A 21,691-nucleotide genomic window follows, 5' to 3' on the forward strand; every position below is an offset into this window, starting at 1 on the left:
GGAGCCTGACGGTGATTCAGGTTGTTCATGGGTAATCAGACACTTCTTCACAACTATATCCACAGAAAAGGTGAATAAAATTCCCTTCGCAGCTGCACTTCTGTTTATAACTCTGCCCTTATTTGTGAGTTATTCAAATGTTATTAGGTTGCAGGCCTGTAAGAGAGTGGTTTACCGCCTCCCTGTAGTGTGAAACAATCATTCATATATAAGGTTTAGATTGGGGTAGTCCGGTGATTGATGACGATGGCTACCGCCCGAACGTAGGAATAGTAATTTGTAATCGTCAGGGCCAGGTCATGTGGGCAAGGCGATATGGTCAGCACTCCTGGCAGTTCCCGCAAGGTGGGATCAATCCGGGAGAGTCCCCAGAACAAGCGATGTACCGGGAGCTTTTTGAAGAGGTCGGTTTAAGCCGTAAAGATGTTCGCATCCTGGCGTCGACCCGCAACTGGTTGCGTTACAAGTTACCGAAACGTTTGGTGCGTTGGGACACAAAGCCGGTTTGTATCGGCCAGAAACAGAAGTGGTTTCTTCTGCAGTTGGTGGGCAACGATTCAGACATCAATATGCAAACCAGCAGTACGCCGGAGTTCGATGGCTGGCGCTGGGTAAGCTATTGGTATCCTGTTCGTCAGGTCGTGTCATTTAAACGCGATGTTTACCGTAGGGTGATGAAAGAGTTTGCAAGTGTGGTTATGCAGCTTCAGGAGATCCCGCCTAAGCCGCAAAGCGCACCTGCCTGGCGACGTAAAAGAGGTTAAGCTACGCAAATCATGCTCACCCGCTTGCGAGAAATAGTCGAGAAGGTGGCCAGTGCTCCGCGTCTGAACGAGGCGTTGAATATTCTGGTTACTGACATCTGTCTTGCGATGGAGACCGAGGTCTGTTCGGTGTATCTGGCCGACCACGATCGGCGCTGCTATTACCTGATGGCGACCCGTGGTTTGAAAAAACCACGGGGACGAACCGTAACGCTCGCATTCGATGAAGGGATTGTCGGTCTGGTTGGACGGCTGGCGGAACCCATCAACCTTGCCGATGCGCAAAAACACCCCAGTTTTAAATACATTCCTTCCGTAAAAGAAGAGCGCTTCCGCGCTTTCCTTGGTGTGCCAATTATCCAGCGTCGTCAGCTGCTCGGCGTTCTGGTCGTCCAGCAGCGTGAGTTGCGTCAGTACGATGAAAGCGAAGAGTCATTCCTCGTTACGCTTGCCACACAGATGGCGGCGATCCTCTCACAGTCTCAGCTTGCTGCGCTTTTTGGTCAGTATCGTCATACGCGTATCCGTGCTCTTCCGGCCTCGCCAGGCGTGGCGATTGCTGAAGGCTGGATGGACGCCACGCTGCCGTTAATGGAGCAGGTGTACGAAGCCTCCACGCTTGATGAAGCGCTGGAGCGCGAGCGTCTTACCGCAGCCCTGGAAGAGGCGGCAAATGAATTTCGTCGCTACAGCAAACGCTTTGCGGCGGGTGCGCAAAAAGAGACGGCGGCTATCTTTGACCTCTATTCACACCTGCTCTCAGACGCGCGTTTGCGTCGTGAGCTTTTTGCCGAGGTGGATAAAGGTTCGGTAGCAGAATGGGCCGTTAAAAAGGTTATCGAAAAGTTTGCTGAACAGTTTGCTGTATTAACTGACGGTTATCTGAAGGAGCGCGCCGGAGATTTACGCGCGCTGGGCCAACGTCTGCTGTTCCATCTGGATGACACCATTCAGGGGCCAAATGCCTGGCCAAAACGGTTTGTCCTGGTTGCCGATGAACTCTCGGCAACGACGCTGGCTGAACTGCCTCAGGACCGGCTGGCCGGCGTTGTGGTGCGCGATGGTGCCGCCAACTCACATGCCGCCATTATGGTACGTGCGCTGGGTATTCCTACCGTTATGGGGGCGGATATCCAGCCGTCGGTACTGCACCGACGCACGCTGGTGGTTGATGGTTACCGCGGTGAACTGCTGGTCGATCCTGAGCCGGTTCTGCTTCAGGAATATCAGCGTCTCATCAGCGAAGAGAATGAATTAAGCAAGCTGGCGGAAGATGACGTTAACCTGCCTGCGCAACTCAAAAGCGGAGAGCGGATCAAAGTCATGCTCAACGCGGGCTTAAGCCCGGAACACGAGGAGAAGCTTGGCAGCCGCATCGACGGCATCGGTTTATACCGCACTGAAATCCCGTTTATGTTGCAAAGTGGTTTCCCCTCCGAAGAGGAGCAGGTGGCGCAGTATCAGGGCATGTTGCAGATGTTTAACGACAAGCCCGTCACCCTGCGTACCCTGGACGTCGGGGCGGATAAACAGCTGCCGTATATGCCGATCAGCGAAGAGAACCCATGCCTGGGCTGGCGCGGGATCCGTATTACGCTCGATCAGCCGGAGATCTTTCTGATCCAGGTGCGCGCCATGCTGCGCGCCAACGCGGCGACGGGAAATCTCAGCATCTTACTGCCGATGGTGACCAGTATTGATGAGATCGACGAAGCGCGGCGCCTGATCGAACGTGCTGGCCGGGAAGTGGAAGAGATGATTGGCTATGCGATCCCTAAACCACGGATCGGTGTCATGCTCGAAGTGCCGTCGATGGTCTTTATGTTGCCGCAGCTGGCTAACCGCGTTGATTTTATCTCTGTCGGTACGAACGACCTGACGCAATATATTCTGGCCGTCGATCGTAACAACACCCGCGTCGCCAGTATTTACGACAGTCTGCATCCGGCGATCATTCGCGCGTTAGCGATGATTGCCCGTGAGGCGGAGCAGTACGGCATTGATTTACGCCTGTGCGGCGAAATGGCCGGGGATTCAATGTGCGTCGCGATCCTGATTGGTCTGGGGTATCGCCACCTGTCGATGAACGGCCGTGCCGTCGCACGCGTGAAGTATTTGTTGCGACATATCGACATCAATGATGCTCGCGAGCTGGCTGAGCGCAGTCTTGAAGCGCAGCTGTCCGCGGAGGTACGGCACCAGGTGGCGGCGTTTATGGAACGACGCGGTATGGGTGGCCTGATTCGCGGCGGCCGCTAATCCTCTTACTCCCTCTCCCTGTGGTGAGAGGGCACCAGTGCGGATAAAACCCTATACACATCTTTTACATCTCTGGCGCATCCTCCAGGCCCGCCTTATGCTATGATTCGCAACTTTGGAGCCTCTGCTTAAGGCAGAATCGCATTTCTACCGCTGTCCACTTTCAGCGGAATAACAACATCTTGTGGTGACAGATGAACAGTGGTTATCTGCATTTTCCGGAATTTGATCCGGTCATTTTCTCATTAGGACCTGTTTCGCTTCACTGGTACGGTTTGATGTACCTGGTGGGCTTCATTTTTGCCATGTGGCTTGCTGGTCGTCGCGCCAGCCGTCCTGGCAGCGGCTGGACCAAAAACGAAGTGGAAAACCTGCTGTACGCGGGCTTCCTCGGCGTGTTCCTCGGTGGCCGTATTGGGTATGTGCTGTTCTATAACCTCCCGGTCTTCCTGAACGATCCCCTCTACCTGTTCCGCGTCTGGGACGGCGGCATGTCCTTCCACGGCGGCCTGATTGGGGTGATCCTGGTGATGGTGATTTTTGCCAAACGCACCAAACGCAACTTCTTCCAGGTATCAGATTTTATCGCACCACTGATCCCATTTGGGCTGGGGGCTGGCCGTCTGGGCAACTTTATCAACGGTGAGCTGTGGGGGCGTGTTGACCCGAGCGTCTCTTTCACCATGCTGTTCCCCGGCTCGCGTGCAGAAGACATGGCGTTGCTGCCGTCGCATCCAGAGTGGCAATCCATTTTCGATACCTACGGCGTGCTGCCGCGTCATATGTCCCAGCTTTATGAGCTGGCGCTGGAAGGCGTCGTGCTGTTCATCATCCTGAACCTGTTTATTCGCAAACCGCGCCCGATGGGGTCTGTCTCCGGCCTGTTCCTGATTGGCTACGGCGCGTTCCGCATCATTGTTGAATTCTTCCGCCAGCCGGATGCACAGTTCACCGGTGAATGGGTACAGTACATCAGCATGGGGCAGATCCTCTCCATTCCGATGATTGTCGCGGGTGCCATTATGATGATTTGGGCGTATCGTCGTCGTCCACAGCAACAACTTTCCTGAGGAACCATGAAACAGTATCTTGAATTGATGAAAAAAGTGCTCGATGAGGGCACGCCGAAAAACGACCGTACCGGCACCGGTACGCTCTCCATTTTTGGCCACCAGATGCGCTTCAATTTACAGGAAGGCTTCCCTCTGGTGACGACCAAGCGCTGCCATCTGCGCTCGATCATTCATGAACTGCTCTGGTTCCTGCAAGGCGATACCAACGTTGCGTATCTGCACGAAAACAACGTCTCCATCTGGGACGAATGGGCAGATGAAAACGGCAACCTGGGCCCGGTTTACGGCAAGCAGTGGCGCGCATGGCCAACGCCTGATGGCCGCCATATTGACCAGATCACCACCGTGATGAACCAGCTGAAAAACGATCCGGACTCGCGCCGAATCATTGTTTCCGCCTGGAACGTGGGCGAGCTGGACAAAATGGCGCTGGCTCCGTGCCACGCGTTCTTCCAGTTCTACGTCGCTGACGGAAAGCTCTCCTGCCAGCTCTACCAGCGTTCCTGTGACGTGTTCCTCGGCCTGCCGTTTAACATTGCCAGCTATGCGCTGTTAGTCCATATGATGGCGCAGCAGTGTGACCTGGAAGTGGGGGATTTTGTCTGGACCGGTGGGGACACCCATCTCTACAGCAACCATATGGAGCAGACCCATCTCCAGCTGACCCGCGAACCGCGCGCGCTGCCGAAGCTCATCATCAAGCGCAAACCGGCGTCAATCTTTGACTACCGCTTCGATGATTTTGAGATTGAGGGCTACGACCCGCACCCTGGCATCAAAGCGCCCGTCGCTATCTGATGCGGTAAAGCGTGACACAACCGGTGCTATTTAGCGCCGGTTTTTTTTCGTCTTTATCCCGTTTCCCGAGGCGTTATCCAGAAAGCGTGCAACGCGCTGCAACTCGCTTAATACCCTGGATAACGCCTCGTAAAACGCTAATTCGCTGCTCGCCACTTTATCGGCGCATCGCCACACTCCCCGTATGAAAAAAGAGAACGGTTTTACGCTTATCGAAACGCTGGTGGCTGTGTCGCTGGTCGTCATTCTCAGTGCCTCAGGCCTGTACGGCTGGAGCAGTTGGCAGGGGCAGCAGCGGCTGTGGCAAACCGCCAGCCAGGTGCGCGACTACCTGGTGTTTCTGCGCAACCATGCCAACCGGTACAACCGCGAGCACCGCATTACCTTGCAGCAGGTGGGAGAAAGGGCATGCCTAGTGAGTTCTGCCGTAAAAGGCTGTGAGCAGGGCAGCCCCTTTGCACTGATTCCACTCTGGCCAGAAGTCGCGGTCAGCGAGGTAACGCCGTCACTCGGGTTCTATGGATTGAGGGATACGGCATGGGCAGGTCGGATAAGAGTGCAAAGCCGTGCAGGAGAATGGCTGATTATTGTCTCAGATGGAGGGCGCATCAGGATGTGTCAGGTCTCGCAGGGGGGGCAATGTTGAAGCGTCAGCAGGGATTTTCCCTTACTGAAGTTCTGATTGCTACGGCCATCAGCAGCCTGTTATTGATCGGCGCATCGCGCTTTTTACCCGGTTTGCAGCGAGCGGTGTTACTGCAATCCGGCCAGCGAGAACAGGAAGAGGAGGTCTGGCAGAGACTGTTTTCCCTCGGCAAACAGCTCCAGCGGGCAGGCTACTGTGCGGGTAACTGCCCGGGACAAGGGTTGTTAACGGGCAGGCAAGGTAGCTGTGTCATTGTGCGATGGGATGCCAACAGTAACGGCAGCTGGGATAACAGTGTATCAGAAAACGACAGCACCGGTTTTCGTCTGGAGTCGGGTGCACTGGAAACCCTGCGTGGTGCAACCTCGTGTGAAGGCAAAGGATGGGAAAAGCTCACGGATCCGGACAGGCTGGTGATCACGCACTTTATGGTGAGAAAAGTTGAACACGCCAGGTTTGCGCCTGAGTTCACTATCGAACTGGCCGCTATCCGCAAGGGCGAGCAGGGGAAGCCTTATCAGGCGGTGTATACGGTCACGGGGTACAACTTGTGAACCGTCAACGTGGTATGTCTTCCCTGGCGCTGGTTCTGCTTTTACTGGTGCTTGGTACCCTGATCCTCACCGGTCTCAACCAGCAACTCACTACGTTTAGTGCGCTCGTTGGCGGAGAAAGCCGTTCATTTCAGCAGCAGGCCGCGGTGCAATCTGCGCTTGAGTGGGGACGCGTTCAGCGTTGGTCATCGGAGCCTCTGGCGCAGTGCAAACAGGCATCAGCGTGGCGAGTGTGTTTACGGCGGCTGAGTGAGACGAATGTGCTGCTGATTGCCGGAGGCAATGACCTGCTGCTCTGGCGCTCAGGAGAGATAATCGACGGTAAAATTCACTTTTCACCCCACGGCTGGAGTGATTTTTGTCCCCTTAAGGAGCGCGCGTTATGCCAGCTACCGTAAACAAAGAGAAAGGATTTAGCATGGTTGAGGTTCTGCTGGCGATGATGCTGCTGGTGATGATCGTAACCGCACTGGCCGGTTATCACAGGGCACTGGCGGCGCGGTTTACCCTGTTTAACCAGTACCGCCAGCTCTGGCATTATGCCTGGAACCAGGCTCAGCTCTCAACGACTGCGCTGCCCGCAGGCTGGCAGGTGAGTCGGGTGCAGACAACGCACTCAGGATGTGTCAGCATCACGGTTACACTTTTTTCGCCTCTGGGGCGGCGCGGTGAGATAACGCGTCTGCATTGCCCTGTTAGCCAGTAGTCGGGAGCGTCTATGTTAAGGGTCTACCACTCAAATCGTCTGGATGTGCTGGAAGCGCTGATGGAATTTATCGTTGAGCGCGAGCGGCTGGACGACCCTTTTGAGCCTGAAATGGTGCTGGTGCAAAGCACCGGTATGGCGCAGTGGCTGCAAATGTCGCTTTCCCGTAAATTTGGCATTGCCGCGAATATTGATTTTCCGCTGCCGGCGAGCTTTATCTGGGAAATGTTTGTTCGCGTATTGCCAGACATTCCCGAGCAGAGCGCCTTCAACAAGCAGAGCATGAGCTGGAAGCTGATGGCGCTGCTGCCGGAAATGCTGCAGCACGATGAATTCGCCATGCTGCGTCACTATCTCAATGACGATACCGATAAGCGCAAGCTGTTCCAGCTGGCGTCCCGTACCGCCGATCTCTACGACCAATATCTGGTTTACCGTGCTGACTGGTTAATTCGCTGGGAAGCGGGTGAGCGGGTTGAAGGGCTACCGGAGGCGCAAATCTGGCAGGCGCCGCTGTGGAAAGCGCTGGTTGAACATACGGAGAAACTGGGCCAGCCTAAGTGGCACCGTGCCAATTTGTACGATCGGTTTATCTCGATACTCGAAAATGCGTCGGAGCGCCCGGCCCGTCTGCCGTCACGCGTCTTTATCTGTGGGATATCCGCATTACCCCCTGTCTATCTGAAGGCGCTGAATGCGCTGGGTAAACATATTGATATTCATATTTTGTTTACCAACCCCTGCCGGCACTATTGGGGGGATATCCTCGATGAACGCTGGCTTTCGCGGCTGGTAACCCGCCAAAGAAAGCGCCTTTTTGAAGAGCGATCCGTCCCTTTGTTTAAAGACGACTCCACCGCCGCGCAGCTTTTCGATGAAGACGGTATTCAGAACCTGCCCAATCCGCTGCTTGCCTCATGGGGGAAGCTGGGACGTGATTACATTCACATGCTCTCTGATATCACTTCATCGGGTGAAGGCGATGTGGATGCTTTTGTCGAGATCGCCCCGGATAACCTGCTGCATAACATTCAGCTCGATATTCTTGATCTGGAAAACCGTGCCGTTATGGGCGTGACGGCGAAAGAGTTTGAACGCAGCGACAGCAAACGGAAGCTGGATGCTGACGATCGTAGTATCACGATCCATGTGTGCCATAGCCCGCAGCGTGAGGTCGAAGTGCTTCACGACCAGTTGCTGGCGATGCTGCAGGACGATCCCGAACTCACGCCGCGTGACATCGTGGTGATGGTGGCAGACATCGATAGCTACAGCCCCTTTATTCAGGCTGTTTTCGGCAGTGCGACAGGGGAGCGATACTTGCCTTACGCTATCTCTGACCGTCGCGCTCGTCAGTCGCATCCCGCCTTGCAGGCCTTTGTTACCCTGCTTTCACTGCCGGATAGCCGCTTCATCTCGGAAGATGTCCTGGCGTTACTGGATGTTCCCGTGCTGGCCGCACGCTTCAACATCAATGAGGAAGGGCTGCGCTACCTTCGCCAGTGGGTGAATGAATCTGGCGTGCGCTGGGGGATTGATGACGACAACGTCCAGGAGTTCGAGCTTCCTCCGACCGGGCAACATACCTGGCGGTTTGGCCTGACGCGTATGCTGCTGGGCTACGCCATGGAAAGCAGCCAGGGCGAGTGGAATGAGGTGCTGCCATACGATGAGTCCAGCGGTTTGATTGCTGAACTGGTGGGGCATTTAGCGTCTCTGCTGATGCAGCTTAACCGCTGGCGTCGTGAGTTAATGCAGCCGCGTCCGCTTGAAGAGTGGCTTCCGGTTTGCAGGGCGTTGCTCAATGATTTCTTCCTGCCAGACAGTGACACCGAAGCGGCGATGGCGCTCATTGAAACGCAGTGGCAGGCTATCGTCGACGAGGGCGTGAATTCCCACTATCACGAGGCGATTCCATTGTCGCTGCTGAGGGATGAATTGACGCAGCGTCTTGACCAGGAGCGAATCAGTCAGCGTTTCCTGGCGGGCCCAATCAATATCTGCACGCTGATGCCAATGCGTTCAATCCCCTTTAAGGTGGTCTGTTTGCTCGGCATGAATGACGGCGTTTATCCTCGCGCCCTGGCGCCGCTGGGGTTCGATTTAATGAGCGCAAATCCAAAGCGGGGTGACCGTAGTCGTCGTGATGATGACCGCTATCTTTTCCTCGAAGCGCTCATCTCTGCCCAGAGTAAGCTCTATATCAGCTATATCGGCCGCTCCATTCAGGATAACAGCGAGCGCTTCCCCTCCGTTCTGGTGCAGGAGTTAGTGGATTATATCGGCCAGAGCCACTATCTGGCGGGTGATGAAGCCCTTAACTGTGATGAAAGCGAACAGCGGGTCAAGGCGCATATCACCTGTGTCCACAGCCGTATGCCGTTTGACCCGATGAACTACGTTGTTAGCGAACAGCAGAGCTATGCCCGCGAGTGGCTACCGGCGGCGAAAAACGAGGGGAGAGCACATACGGATTTCATTCAGACACTTGACCCGCTGCCCATTAACACCCTGACTTTTGAACAGCTTCAACGCTTTTGGGCGCATCCTGTTCGCGCCTTCTTCCAGCAGCGATTGCAGGTCAACTTCCGCTCTGAAGAGAGCGAAATTCCGGATGCAGAGCCTTTTACGCTGGAAGGGCTGGAGCGCTATCAGTTAAATCTGCAACTGCTGAATGCACTGGTTGACGAGGAAGATGCTGACAAGCTTTATCGCCGCTATCGTGCGGCAGGGCAACTGCCTTATGGCGCGTTTGGGGAGATCGTCTGGGAGGCGCAATGCCAGGAGATGAACGCTCTGGCGGAGCGCGTAAGGGAGCAGCGTCAGCCCGGACAAAGTCTCGAAATCGATCTTAGCTGCAATGGCATCCAGCTCACCGGCTGGCTCACTCAGGTTCAGCCTGATGGGCTGCTGCGCTGGCGGCCTTCACTGCTCAGCGTTTCACAGGGATTGCAACTCTGGCTGGAACATCTTGTCTACAGTGCGTTGGGCCATAAAGGCGAAAGCCGGATTTTCGTGCGCAAAGAGGGCGAGTGGCGCTTTCCGCCAATGGAGGCAGAGCAGGCGTTTCGCTACCTCTCTTTGTACATTGAGGGCTATCTCCAGGGAATGAACAAACCCCTGCTGTTATTACCTGAAAGTGGTGGTGCGTGGATAAAAGCCTGTTACGACGCACAGAATGATGCGATGTTAACGGATGAGGCTTCTCTGCATAAAGCGCGCAGTAAATTTATACAGGCCTATGAAGGGAACATGATGGTGCGCGGCGAGGGGGAAGATGTCTGGTATCAGCGCTTATGGCGCACGCTCGAACCAGAGTACTTTGAGGCTATCACGGAAGAGGCAAAGCGCTACCTGTTACCGTTGTTTAAATTTAATCAGTCCTGAGCGCTGTATAAAAATTGCGCAGTATGGGGTGTTCATTTATGATGCACTTCTTATCACGGACTGATGTACCCCCAATAAAGAGATGTTGGCGTGTCCAGCACGCAGTGTGTTAATGATGTTTACCCTAAATAATTCGAGTTGCAGGAAGGCGGCAAGGGTGTGAATCCCCTGGAGCTTACGTAAGTAAGTGACTGGGGTGAACGCACGCAGCCAACGCACATGCAACTTGAAGTATGACGGGGATAGCCGTGATAAAGAGGTCGTAATGCCAGGCAGCACCGTGTTCAAAGCGTTTGTTTTGTTTATCGCCCTTTGGGCTCCCTTCACTCAGGCAGACTCCGGTTGGCAACCCGTTCAGGACACTATCCGTAAGAGCGAAAAAGACACCCGGCAGTATCAGGCGATCCGGCTTGATAACGGCATGACCGTGCTGCTGGTTTCCGATCCGCAGGCGGTGAAATCCCTCTCGGCATTGGTCGTGCCAATTGGATCGCTGGAAGATCCTGAGGCTCATCCGGGGCTGGCGCATTACCTCGAACACATGACGTTAATGGGGTCAAAGAAGTATCCGCAGCCGGATAGCCTGTCCGAATTTCTAAAAATGCATGGCGGCAGCCACAATGCCAGCACGGCACCTTACCGCACGGCCTTTTATCTCGAAGTCGAAAATGACGCGCTGGACGGGGCGGTTGATCGTCTTGCGGATGCTATCGCCGCGCCGCTGCTGGATAAAAAGTACGCCGATCGCGAACGCAATGCGGTGAATGCCGAACTGACGATGGCCCGTACCCGAGACGGTATGCGTATGGCGCAGGTCAGCGCTGAGACGATCAACCCGGCGCACCCAGGTGCACGCTTCTCGGGCGGCAATCTGGAGACGCTCAGCGATAAACCCGGCAGCCCGGTCATTGATGCTCTGCATGCGTTTCGCGACAAATACTACTCAGCCAACCTGATGAAGGCGGTTATTTACAGCAACAAACCGCTGCCTGAACTGGCTGGTTTGGCGGCAAAAACGTTTGGCCGGGTGCCAAATAAAAATATCGACCTGCCCAAGATTGACGTGCCGGTTGTCACGGACGCGCAAAAAGGGATCGTCATCCACTACGTTCCTGCCATGCCCCGCAAGGTGCTGCGCGTTGAGTTCCGCATTGATAACAACACCGCACAGTTTCGCAGCAAAACCGACGAGCTGGTGACCTACCTGATTGGTAACCGCAGTCCGGGAACATTATCCGACTGGCTGCAAAAACAGGGGCTGGTGGAAGGGATTCGCGCCGATTCCGATCCTGTTGTAAACGGCAACAGCGGCGTGCTGGCAATCTCCGCCACCCTGACCGACAAAGGGCAGGCCAACCGTGATGAAGTGGTTGCCGCTATCTTCAGCTACCTCTCTTTGCTGCGTGAGAAAGGCGTCGATAAGCGCTATTTTGATGAACTCGCTCATGTGCTGGATCTCGATTTCCGTTACCCGTCCATCACCCGCGACATGGATTATGTGGAGTGGCTGGCGGATACCATGATCCGCGTGCCGGTGGAACACACCCTCGATGCGGTCAATATTGCCGATCGCTATGATGCGGCGGCGTTAAAAGCGCGCCTGGCGATGATGACCCCGCAGAATGCCCGTATCTGGTACATCAGCCCGAACGAACCGCATAACAAAACCGCCTACTTTGTCGATGCACCTTATCAGGTAGACAAGATCGGCGACCAGACCTTCGCTGCCTGGCAAAAGAAGGCTGGAGAGATTGCGTTGACGTTGCCGGAACTGAACCCTTACATTCCGGATGATTTTACGCTTATCAAAACCACTAAGGATTATCCGCACCCCCAGCTCATTGTCGATGAGCCGACGCTGCGCGTGGTGTATACCCCAAGCCGTTATTTCGCGAGCGAGCCAAAGGTGGATGTCAGCGTGGTGCTGCGTAATCCGAAAGCGATGAATAGTGCCAAAAATCAGGTGATGTTCGCGCTGAATGACTATCTCGCGGGTATCGCGCTCGATCAGCTTAGCAACCAGGCAGCCGTTGGCGGGATCAGCTTCTCCACCAATGCCAACAATGGTTTGATGCTGAATGCAAATGGCTATACCCAGCGTTTGCCTCAGCTGTTCCAGGCACTGCTGGAGGGCTATTTTAGCTATACGCCGACGGAAGAGCAGCTTGAGCAGGCCAAGTCCTGGTATGCGCAGATGATGGATTCTGCGGAAAAGGGCAAAGCCTACGATCAGGCGCTGATGCCAGCGCAAATGCTGTCGCAAATCCCGTATTTCCAGCGTGAAGAACGCCGGGCATTGCTGCCATCTATCTCATTAAAAGAGGTGCTGGCTTACCGTGATGCGCTGAAAACTAACACGCGTCCTGAGTTCCTTATCGTCGGTAACATGAGCGAGGATCAGGCTAAAACGCTGGCAGAGAATGTCCGCACTCAGCTGGGTTCGAAAGGCGACGAGTGGTGTCGTAATCAGGACGTGCTGGTTGAGAAAAAACAGAATGTGATTTTTGAAAAAGCGGGGAGCAGTACCGATTCCGCGCTGGCTGCAGTGTTTGTGCCCACGGGCTATGACGAATTCTCCGGGTCCGCACAGAGCGCGGTGCTGGGGCAGATTATTCAACCGTGGTTCTATAACCAACTGCGCACGGAAGAGCAGCTTGGCTACGCGGTATTTGCTTTCTCGATGAACGTTGGCCGTCAGTGGGGGCTGGGCTTCCTGCTGCAAAGCAGCGATAAACAACCGGCCTATCTCTGGCAGCGCTATCAGGCGTTCTTCCCGCAGGTGGAAGCAAAGCTGCGGGCCATGAAGCCGGAAGAATTTTCCCAGATCCAGCAGGCCGTCATTGCGCAGGTGATGCAGCCGCCGCAGACGCTGGGCGAAGAGGCGTCGCAGCTGAGCAAAGATTTTGATCGCGGTAATATGAAATTTGATTCGCGTGATAAAGTAGTGGCCGAGATAAAACAGCTGACGCCGCAGAAGGTTGCGGACTTCTTCCATCAGGCCGTGATTAAGCCGCAGGGCATCACCATTCTGTCTCAGGTTTCCGGTAGCCAGAACGGGAAAACGGAGTACGTGAATCCGCAAGGCTGGAAAGTCTGGAAGAGCGTCAGCGCGCTGCAGCAATCAATGCCCTGGAGTAAGAAAGAATGACCGATACCGCTGAGTCCCTTGATCCCTTACGTTTACCTCTACAGGGTGAACGATTGATTGAAGCCTCAGCGGGAACGGGAAAAACGTTTACCATTGCCGCGCTCTATCTGCGCCTGCTGTTAGGGCTTGGCGGTAACGCTGCTTTTCCGCGCCCTTTGAGCGTTGAAGAGCTGTTGGTCGTGACCTTTACCGAGGCCGCCACCGCTGAGTTGCGCGGCCGTATTCGTACCAATATTCACGAACTGCGCATCGCCTGCCTGCGCCAGAGTACGGATAACCCTCTCTACGCGAGCCTTCTGGAAGAAATTGCTGATAAGCAGCAGGCCGCCCAGTGGCTGCTCCTTGCGGAACGGCAGATGGACGAAGCGTCCGTCTTCACCATTCACGGGTTTTGCCAGCGCATGCTGAGCCTGAATGCGTTCGAATCCGGCATGCTGTTTGAACAACAACTCATTGAAGATGAATCCGTGCTGCGCTATCAGGCCTGTGCGGATTTCTGGCGTCGCCACTGCTACCCGTTACCGCGCGATATCGCCGAAGCGGTACATGCCTTGTGGAAAGGGCCAGAGGCACTGTTGCGCGCCATCGATCGTTATCTTCAGGGGGAAGCGCCGGTCATCAAATCGCCGCCGCCAGCGGATGAAACCCTGGCCTCACGCCATGAAAAAATCATCGCGCGAATCGCAGACATCAAGCAAAAATGGAATGAATCAGTCGGCGAGATTGAGGCGATCATCGAGAGTTCCGGGATCGACAGACGCAAGTTCAACCGTGGCAACCAGGGGAAATGGATCGAGAAGATCAGCGCATGGGCGCAGGAAGAGACGCGCGGTTATCAGCTTCCGGACGCGCTGGAGAAATTCTCACAGCGTTTCCTGGTTGAGCGGACCAAAGCCGACGGCATTGTGCCTGAACATCCCCTGTTTGTGGCAATTGAAACTCTGCTGGCGGAGCCCCTGACGCTTAACGATCTGATGATCACCCGTGCGATGACGGAAATTCGCGATGCCGTGGCGCGCGAAAAGCGCCGGCGGGGCGAGCTGGGTTTTGATGACATGCTGAGTCGCCTTGATGCGGCGTTGTGCAGCGAAAATGGCGAAGCGCTTGCAGAGGCGATTCGTACTCGCTTCCCGGTCGCAATGATTGACGAGTTTCAGGATACCGATCCTCAGCAGTACCGTATTTTCCGCCGTATCTGGCGCCATCAGCCCGGCACCGCACTGCTGTTAATCGGCGATCCGAAGCAGGCCATTTACGCTTTCCGCGGTGCGGATATTTTCACCTACATGAAAGCCCGCAGTGAGGTTGATGCGCACTATACGCTCGATACCAACTGGCGATCCTCTCCCGGCATGGTGGAAAGCGTTAACGCGCTGTTCAGTCGCATGGATATGGCGTTTATGTTCCGGGAAATCCCGTTTCTGCCGGTCAAATTTGCCCCGAAAAACGATTCGTTGCGCTTCGAATTCAACGGTGAGACGCAGCCCGCCATGCACTTCTGGCTGCTGGACGGCGAAGGCTGTGGCGTCGCCGACTATCAAAATGCCATGGCCCAGTACTGTGCGGCGCAGATTAGGGACTGGCTCAGCGCAGGCGCGCGGGGAGATGCGCTGCTGTGGAAGGGCGATAAACCCGCGCCGGTAAAAGCATCCGATATCACGGTGCTGGTGCGAAGCCGCCAGGAGGCCGCGCTTATTCGCGACGCCCTGACGCTACTGAATATTCCGTCCGTCTATCTTTCCAACCGCGACAGCGTTTTTGAAACGCTGGAAGCCCAGGAGATGCTTTGGCTGCTGCAGGCCGTGCTGGCGCCAGAGCGTGAAAGTACGCTGCGCAGTGCACTGGCGAGTGCGATGCTCGGGCTGAATGCGCGTGATATTGATGTGCTCAACAATGACGAAGCCGCGTGGGATGCCGTGGTAGAAGAGTTTGTTCGCTACCGCGAAAAATGGCAAAAGCGCGGCGTGATGGCGATGGTGCGCGAGCTCATGGCAGAGCGTCACATTGCGGAGAACATGCTCGCAACCGCGGGCGGTGAGCGCCGTCTGACCGATATTCTGCACATCAGCGAATTGCTGCAGGAAGCGGGGACACAGCTGGAGAGCGAGCATGCCCTGGTGCGCTGGCTCGCGCAGCAGATTGCCGACCCGAACAGTAATTCGTCCAGCCAGCAGATGCGCCTTGAGAGTGATAAACACCTGGTGCAAATCGTCACCATTCACAAATCGAAAGGTCTGGAATATCCGCTGGTCTGGCTGCCCTTTATCGCCAATTACCGCGTGCAGGATCAGGCTTTTTACCACGATCGCGAGTCGTTTGAAGCGGTACTCGATCTCAGCAACGCAGAGTCAAGCGTTGAGCTGGCCGAAGCCGAGCGTCTGGCAGAAGATCTGCGTCTGCTTTATGTGGCGCTGACCCGCTCGGTCTGGCACTGCAGCCTGGGCGTTGCGCCGCTGTTTCGTCGCCGGGGCGATAAGAGCGGCGAGAGTGATTTTCATCTGAGTGCGCTGGGAAGGCTTATCCAGCGAGGCGAACCCAAAGATGCTGCCGGTCTGCGCCAGTGCATCGAATCTCTTTGCTCAGAGCATGTTGCCCTGCATATTCCGTCTCAGCCCGACAACAGCCGCTGGCAGACGCCGGAAGAGAGAGCGTCAGAGCTGCATGCCCGCCAGGTTGCCCGCACGATTGCCGACGACTGGCGCGTTACCAGTTACTCCGGTTTACAGCAGCACGGGCAAAGCGTTGCTCAGGATTTGATGCCTAAACTGGACGTAGATGCCGCAGGCGCAGGAAGCGTGCCCGCTGAACCGGTGCTCACACCGCATCAGTTCCCGCGTGGGGCCTCGCCGGGCACGTTTTTACACAGCCTGTTTGAAGAGCTGGATTTTACCCAGCCGGTCTCTGAAGAATGGGTGCTGAAGATGCTCCAGAGCGGCGGCTACGACGCCCAATGGCAGCCGGTTCTCACCGACTGGCTCCGCGCTGTTTTGCACGCGCCGCTCACGACACAGGGGATTTCCCTCAGCCAGCTGACCGCCAAAGATAAACAGGTCGAAATGGAGTTTTATCTCCCCATTGCCAGCCCGCTCAGGGCCGACGCGCTTGACGCGTTGATCCGTGAGTACGATCCGTTATCCGCCGGGTGCCCACCGCTCAACTTCCGCCAGGTTCAGGGGATGCTAAAAGGGTTCATCGACCTGGTTTTCCGCCACGAAGGGCGCTACTACCTGCTGGATTACAAATCGAACTGGCTGGGTGAGAACAGCGAAGCCTATACCCAACAGGCGATGGCCTCAGCGATGCAAATGCATCGCTACGACCTGCAGTATCAGCTCTATACCCTGGCGTTGCACCGGTACCTGCGCCATCGCATGGCCGATTACCGTTACGAAGACCATTTTGGCGGCGTTATTTATCTGTTCCTGCGCGGCGTGGATGCTAACGACCCGCAGTCGGGCGTTTTTAGCACCCGTCCGGATGCGGAGCTGATTGAAAAAATGGATAACCTGTTTGCTGCATGCACAGAGGAGGTGGTATGACGATGCAGGCGCTATTGCTGGAGGCGGTAGAACAACGATTATTGCGCCACCTGGACGTGCAGTTTGCCATGATGGTGGCGGGCGAGGAGCCAGCCGTTATGCTCGCTGCCGCCATTCTGAGTAAGGACGCAGGCGAGGGGCATGTGTGCCTTCCGCTGTCGCGTCTGGCTGTGGATGAGAAAATGCCTCCGGCGCTGCAGTCGTGTTTCGCGCTGCTCGGTGAGGCAGTGGACTGGCAGGCGATATTACTCCGCTCGCCTGCCGTCAGCGCGACCGATACCGGGACGCCACTGATTTTGACCGGCGAGCGTTTGTATCTGAACCGACTCTGGCGTAACGAACTGACGGTGGCGCGCTTCTTCAGCGAGACCAACGCCCCGCTTCCCTGCGATGAAGCGCAGCTCCGGCAAGTGCTGGATACGCTGTTTACCTCTGACGACGCGACTGACTGGCAGAAAGTGGCGGCCGCCGTGGCGTTAACGCGGCGGATCTCGGTGATTTCGGGCGGCCCGGGCACCGGGAAAACAACGACGGTGGCAAAACTGCTTGCCGCGCTGATTCAGTTATCCGGTGAGCAAAAGTGTCGTATTCGTCTGGCGGCTCCCACCGGTAAAGCCGCGGCACGTCTGACGGAGTCATTAGGCGGTGCCCTGCAAAAATTGCCGCTCACAGGGGAACAGCTTGCGCTTTTTCCCAATGAAGCCAGCACGTTGCATCGGTTACTTGGCGCGCAGCCGGGTAGCCAGCGTCTGCGCTACCATGCCGGTAACCCGCTACACCTGGATGTGCTGGTGGTGGATGAAGCGTCGATGATTGACCTGACGATGATGTCGCGGCTGATCGATGCTTTGCCGCCTCATGCGCGGGTCATTTTCCTCGGCGACCGTGACCAGCTAGCGTCCGTGGAAGCCGGGGCCGTGCTGGGTGATATCTGCACCTATGCCAGTCTGGGTTATACCGCGGAACGCGCGGAGGAGTTGGCCCGCCTGACAGGGTGTTCCCTTGCGGCGGAACAGCACTCGGTCGCGGGCGCGCTGCGCGACAGCTTGTGCCTGCTGCAAAAAAGCTACCGTTTCGGCAGCGACTCCGGCATCGGGCAGCTTGCGTCGGCGGTGAACCGGGGAGACCGGCACACGACCTGTGCGGTGTTTGACGGTACCTTTACCGACATTGAGAAAAAATCGCTGCAAAGTGGGGAAGAGTATCAGGCGATGCTGGATGATGCCCTGCTGGGGTATCAACATTTTCTCACCGGCGTACAACAGCAACGTCCGCCGGAGCAGGTGATTGCCGCGTTTGGCGAATATCAGTTGCTCTGCGCGTTGAGGGAGGGACCGTTTGGCGTCAGCGGCCTGAATGACAGGCTGGAACAGCTGCTGGCGCAGAAACGTAAAATCAACCGTACCCTGCACTCGCGCTGGTATGAAGGGCGCCCGGTGATGATTTCCCGCAACGACAGTGCGCTGGGGTTGTTTAATGGCGATATCGGCATTGCACTCGATCGCGGGCAGGGGTTGCGCGTCTGGTTCCAGATGCCGGATGGTAGCGTGAAGTCCTTCCAGCCCAGCCGTTTGCCCGAGCATGAAACTGCATGGGCGATGACGGTGCATAAATCGCAGGGCTCTGAGTTTAACCATGCGGCGTTGATCCTGCCGACGCAGCTTTCACCTGTCGTTACCCGTGAGCTGATCTATACCGCCATCACGCGTGCGCGTCAGCGCCTGTCGCTGTATACCGATGAACGCGTGCTGATGCAGGCCATCGCCACCCGCACGGAACGCCGAAGCGGGCTGGGCGCAATCTTTGAGTCTCTCTGAATGAGGGACGAAATGCAGGCCGGGTAAGCGCAGCGCTTCCCGGCAAGTGGCGTATTATCCCAGGTCGGCCATCAGCACTTTTGAACGGCGCTGATAGTTGTACATCTCTTTCTTCGTTTCCGGCAGGGAATCGATATCCACCGGCGTGAACCCGCGTTCCTGGAACCAGTGAATGCTGCGCGTGGTCAGGACGAACAGCTTGCTCAACCCCATCTGGCGCGCCTGCGCCGCCACGCGCTCTAGCAGCATTTCTCCGCGAGAAGAGCTCCGGTAGTCAGGATGCACAGCCACACAGGCCATTTCACCGATCTTCTCTTCCGGGAACGGATAGAGCGCAGCGCAGGCAATGGTCAGGTTATCGCGCTGAATAATGGTGAATTTGTCGATCTCCATCTCCAGCTGTTCACGGGAACGACGCACCAGAATACCCTGCTGTTCCAGCGGACGGATCAGTTCCAGAATACCGCCGATATCGTTGATGGTCGCGCGGCGTATCTGCTCCGCACTCTCCATGACAATCTGGGTGCCGATGCCATCCCGGGAGAAGAGCTCCTGCAGTAAGGCCCCGTCTTCCTGATAGCTGATCAGGTGGCTACGGCGCACGCCGCTACGGCAGGCCTTCACCGCACCACGCAGAAAACGCACGGTGCCGGAGTGGTAATCTCCTTCGGCCTCCAGCGCTTCCACGCGCGCCTGGGCTTCATTCGGGAAGAGTTCCGGCACAATCACCCCTTCATCGTTAACGACGCCCTGTGAGGAGCAAAACCCAATCATTTTTTCCGCCTTCAGCTTGATAGCCAGCTGGGTGGCAATCTCTTCTGACGTCAGGTTGAAGCTTTCGCCGGTCACGGATACCGCCACCGGGCCCATGAGCACGATGGCACCGCTGTCCAGCTGACGGTGAATGGCCTCTTCATCAATACGACGAATGCGGCCGCTGTGGCAGTAATCCACGCCATCGTCCACGCCGAGGGGCTGGGCGATGATAAAGTTGCCGCTCACGACGTTGATATGCGCCCCCTGCAGCGGCGTGTTGTTCAGACTCATCGACAGGCGAGCCGTAATATCCAGCTGCAGCAGCCCTGCCGCCTGTTTCACCAGTTCCAGGGTTTTCGCATCTGTGACGCGGGTATGTTTGTGATAAATCGGCTCGTGGTGGTGAGCGGCCAGGTTGGCATCGATCTGCGGGCGCGCGCCGTAGACCACCACCAGGCGGATCCCGAGACTGTGCAGCAGGCCTATGTCATTGACGATGCTTGAAAAGTTTTCATGTTCAATGGCTTCGCCACCAAGCATGATGACAAACGTTTTTCCCCGGTGGGCGTTGATATAGGGAACAGAATGGCGGAATCCCTGGACCAGTTCGGTTCTACGTTCCTTCACCATGGCACAACCCTTAATGAATGTTTATTCGTAATTTCTGTATTTTTATTCGATTGTGGCCGCGTGTGCAAGTGCAAATTTTCTGCGACCCACAGAAATGAATAAGTAATCCGTGCGTTAGCAGCGAATTGTTTACCCTTTTATAGATGACAGTTTATGCGTCATTCGTTAAAGTTTTCGGTCAATCTGGACTTTTGTATATCAGTTCGTTTTCTTGCTCGGGAGAAGCATGTCGGGATCCAATTCAGCAATAAGCCGCCGCCGTTTGTTAAAAGGGGCCGGGGCAATGTGGTTGCTTAGCGTCAGCCAGGTCGGCCTTGCCGCCACGAGTCAGGTGGTGGCGGTGCGCGTCTGGCCGTCGTCGACGTACACGCGCGTGACGGTCGAATCCAATCGTGTGCTGAAATATAAGCAATTTGCCCTCAGCAATCCTGAACGTGTGGTAGTGGATCTCGAAGGCGTGAACCTTAACTCCGTGCTTAAGGGGATGGCGGCGCAGATCCGCGGTGACGATCCGTTTATTAAATCGGCGCGCGTCGGGCAGTTTGATCCGCAAACCGTGCGTATGGTGTTTGAGCTTAAACAGAACGTGAAGCCGCAGCTGTTCGCTCTCGCCCCTGTGGCGACGTTTAAAGAGCGTCTGGTGATGGATCTCTACCCAGCCAATGCAACGGATATTCAGGATCCGCTTCTGGCCCTGCTGGAGGATTACAACAAAGGCGATCTGCAACGTCAGGTTCCGCCTGCGCAAAGTGGTCCGCAGCCGGGCAAAGCGGGGCGCGATCGCCCGATTGTGATCATGCTCGATCCTGGCCACGGCGGCGAAGACTCCGGTGCGGTGGGGAAATATCATACGCGGGAGAAAGACGTGGTGCTGCAAATTGCCCGTCGTCTGAAGGCGTTGATTGATAAAGAGGGCAATATGCGCGCCTACATGACGCGCAATGAAGATGTCTTTATCCCCCTGAAAGTTCGCGTGGCGAAAGCGCAGAAGCAGCGTGCGGATCTCTTCGTCTCGATCCACGCAGATGCCTTTACCAGCCGTCAGCCGAGTGGATCGTCAGTGTTTGCGCTCTCAACCAAAGGCGCGACCAGTACCGCGGCGCGTTACCTGGCCGACACTCAGAACGCCTCGGATCTGATCGGTGGCGTGAGCAAAAGCGGTGACCGCTACGTCGACCACACGATGTTCGATATGGTGCAGTCCCTGACCATTAACGACAGCCTGAAGTTTGGTAAAGCGGTGCTGGGCAAGCTGGGTAACATCAATAAGCTGCATAAAAACAGCGTTGAGCAGGCCGGGTTTGCGGTGCTTAAAGCGCCGGATATTCCCTCCATACTGGTCGAAACGGCGTTTATCAGTAACGTTGAAGAGGAGCGTAAGCTCAAGACGGCAAAATTCCAGCAGGAGGTGGCGGAGTCGATTCTGGCGGGGATTCGGGCGTATTTCTCAGACGGGGCGACGCTGGCGCGACGCGGATAGCGCATTCAGCCGGGTGAAACGCCCGGCACATTCACAAACGACAGATACAAAAAAACACCCTTCAGGGTGTTTATTGTTTTTAGAAGTGTTGGTTGCGGGGGCCGGATTTGAACCGACGACCTTCGGGTTATGAG

At 56.0% G+C, this 21,691-nt stretch carries 14 protein-coding genes; 13 read left to right on the plus strand and 1 reads right to left on the minus strand.

Going from position 1 to position 21,691, the window contains the following annotated elements:
• Positions 1-233: 233 nt before the first annotated feature.
• The 12 genes from rppH to recD all read left to right on the plus strand — a co-directional run bounded on the left by rppH (position 234) and on the right by recD (position 18,691).
• Positions 234-764 carry an RNA pyrophosphohydrolase gene (gene rppH, locus L977_RS02490; protein WP_013098553.1) on the plus strand — a complete coding sequence of 177 codons (531 nt, stop codon included), beginning with the start codon at positions 234-236 and terminating at the stop codon, positions 762-764.
• 12 nt (positions 765-776) lie between these two features.
• Positions 777-3,023, plus strand: coding sequence for a phosphoenolpyruvate--protein phosphotransferase (gene ptsP / locus L977_RS02495; RefSeq protein WP_014885083.1), 2,247 nt, complete (start codon positions 777-779; stop codon positions 3,021-3,023).
• Between the two features lie 194 nt (positions 3,024-3,217).
• Positions 3,218-4,093 carry a prolipoprotein diacylglyceryl transferase gene (gene lgt, locus L977_RS02500; protein WP_032635654.1) on the plus strand — a complete coding sequence of 292 codons (876 nt, stop codon included), beginning with the start codon at positions 3,218-3,220 and terminating at the stop codon, positions 4,091-4,093.
• A gap of 6 nt (positions 4,094-4,099) precedes the next feature.
• Positions 4,100-4,894 carry a thymidylate synthase gene (gene thyA, locus L977_RS02505; protein WP_014885081.1) on the plus strand — a complete coding sequence of 265 codons (795 nt, stop codon included), beginning with the start codon at positions 4,100-4,102 and terminating at the stop codon, positions 4,892-4,894.
• A 184-nt stretch (positions 4,895-5,078) separates the two neighbouring features.
• Positions 5,079-5,540: a prepilin peptidase-dependent protein gene (locus L977_RS02510; protein WP_023331219.1), complete on the plus strand. Its 462-nt coding sequence runs from the start codon at positions 5,079-5,081 to the stop codon at positions 5,538-5,540.
• Positions 5,534-6,094 (plus strand): prepilin peptidase-dependent protein, encoded by a 561-nt coding sequence (locus L977_RS02515; protein WP_047624612.1) that lies wholly within the window; start codon positions 5,534-5,536, stop codon positions 6,092-6,094. The genes L977_RS02510 and L977_RS02515 overlap by 7 nt, the downstream gene beginning before the upstream one ends.
• Entirely contained in the window at positions 6,091-6,492 is a 402-nt protein-coding gene (locus L977_RS02520) for a DUF2509 family protein (RefSeq protein WP_047624613.1), read from the plus strand. Before L977_RS02515 ends, L977_RS02520 begins: the two co-directional genes overlap by 4 nt.
• Positions 6,477-6,800, plus strand: coding sequence for a prepilin-type N-terminal cleavage/methylation domain-containing protein (locus tag L977_RS02525; RefSeq protein ID WP_023331216.1), 324 nt, complete (start codon positions 6,477-6,479; stop codon positions 6,798-6,800). The genes L977_RS02520 and L977_RS02525 overlap by 16 nt, the downstream gene beginning before the upstream one ends.
• Before the next feature lie 12 nt (positions 6,801-6,812).
• Positions 6,813-10,187, plus strand: a complete 3,375-nt coding sequence (gene recC, locus L977_RS02530) for an exodeoxyribonuclease V subunit gamma (RefSeq protein WP_047624614.1) — start codon at positions 6,813-6,815, stop codon at positions 10,185-10,187.
• Between the two features lie 265 nt (positions 10,188-10,452).
• On the plus strand, positions 10,453-13,335 hold the full coding sequence (gene ptrA / locus L977_RS02535; protein WP_045134123.1) for a pitrilysin: 2,883 nt from the start codon (positions 10,453-10,455) through the stop codon (positions 13,333-13,335).
• Positions 13,332-16,874, plus strand: coding sequence for an exodeoxyribonuclease V subunit beta (gene recB / locus L977_RS02540; protein ID WP_045134124.1), 3,543 nt, complete (start codon positions 13,332-13,334; stop codon positions 16,872-16,874). Before ptrA ends, recB begins: the two co-directional genes overlap by 4 nt.
• Complete coding sequence (gene recD / locus L977_RS02545; protein WP_014885073.1) at positions 16,871-18,691, plus strand: exodeoxyribonuclease V subunit alpha; 1,821 nt, start codon at positions 16,871-16,873, stop codon at positions 18,689-18,691. Before recB ends, recD begins: the two co-directional genes overlap by 4 nt.
• Before the next feature lie 54 nt (positions 18,692-18,745).
• Here recD and argA read toward each other — a convergent pair whose 3' ends face one another.
• Positions 18,746-20,077, minus strand: a complete 1,332-nt coding sequence (gene argA, locus L977_RS02550) for an amino-acid N-acetyltransferase (RefSeq protein ID WP_014885072.1) — start codon at positions 20,075-20,077, stop codon at positions 18,746-18,748.
• 226 nt (positions 20,078-20,303) lie between these two features.
• Between argA and amiC the strand changes: the two genes are divergently transcribed.
• Positions 20,304-21,557 (plus strand): N-acetylmuramoyl-L-alanine amidase AmiC, encoded by a 1,254-nt coding sequence (gene amiC / locus L977_RS02555; protein WP_014885071.1) that lies wholly within the window; start codon positions 20,304-20,306, stop codon positions 21,555-21,557.
• Positions 21,558-21,691: the final 134 nt, after the last annotated feature.

Origin of the sequence: Enterobacter sp. ZOR0014, assembly GCF_000798855.1 — a bacterium.
GTDB classification, from domain to species: domain Bacteria; phylum Pseudomonadota; class Gammaproteobacteria; order Enterobacterales; family Enterobacteriaceae; genus Enterobacter; species Enterobacter kobei.

Excerpts from the sequence above, each read along its gene's own strand:
- ptsP (WP_014885083.1), top strand. The coding sequence starts at position 777 with ATGCTCACCCGCTTGCGAGAAATAGTCGAGAAGGTGGCCAGTGCTCCG.
- lgt (WP_032635654.1), top strand. The coding sequence starts at position 3,218 with ATGAACAGTGGTTATCTGCATTTTCCGGAATTTGATCCGGTCATTTTC.
- thyA (WP_014885081.1), top strand. The coding sequence starts at position 4,100 with ATGAAACAGTATCTTGAATTGATGAAAAAAGTGCTCGATGAGGGCACG.
- L977_RS02510 (WP_023331219.1), top strand. The coding sequence starts at position 5,079 with ATGAAAAAAGAGAACGGTTTTACGCTTATCGAAACGCTGGTGGCTGTG.
- L977_RS02515 (WP_047624612.1), top strand. The coding sequence starts at position 5,534 with ATGTTGAAGCGTCAGCAGGGATTTTCCCTTACTGAAGTTCTGATTGCT.
- L977_RS02525 (WP_023331216.1), top strand. The coding sequence starts at position 6,477 with ATGCCAGCTACCGTAAACAAAGAGAAAGGATTTAGCATGGTTGAGGTT.
- recC (WP_047624614.1), top strand. The coding sequence starts at position 6,813 with ATGTTAAGGGTCTACCACTCAAATCGTCTGGATGTGCTGGAAGCGCTG.
- ptrA (WP_045134123.1), top strand. The coding sequence starts at position 10,453 with ATGCCAGGCAGCACCGTGTTCAAAGCGTTTGTTTTGTTTATCGCCCTT.
- recB (WP_045134124.1), top strand. The coding sequence starts at position 13,332 with ATGACCGATACCGCTGAGTCCCTTGATCCCTTACGTTTACCTCTACAG.
- recD (WP_014885073.1), top strand. The coding sequence starts at position 16,871 with ATGACGATGCAGGCGCTATTGCTGGAGGCGGTAGAACAACGATTATTG.
- argA (WP_014885072.1), bottom strand. The coding sequence starts at position 20,077 with ATGGTGAAGGAACGTAGAACCGAACTGGTCCAGGGATTCCGCCATTCT.
- amiC (WP_014885071.1), top strand. The coding sequence starts at position 20,304 with ATGTCGGGATCCAATTCAGCAATAAGCCGCCGCCGTTTGTTAAAAGGG.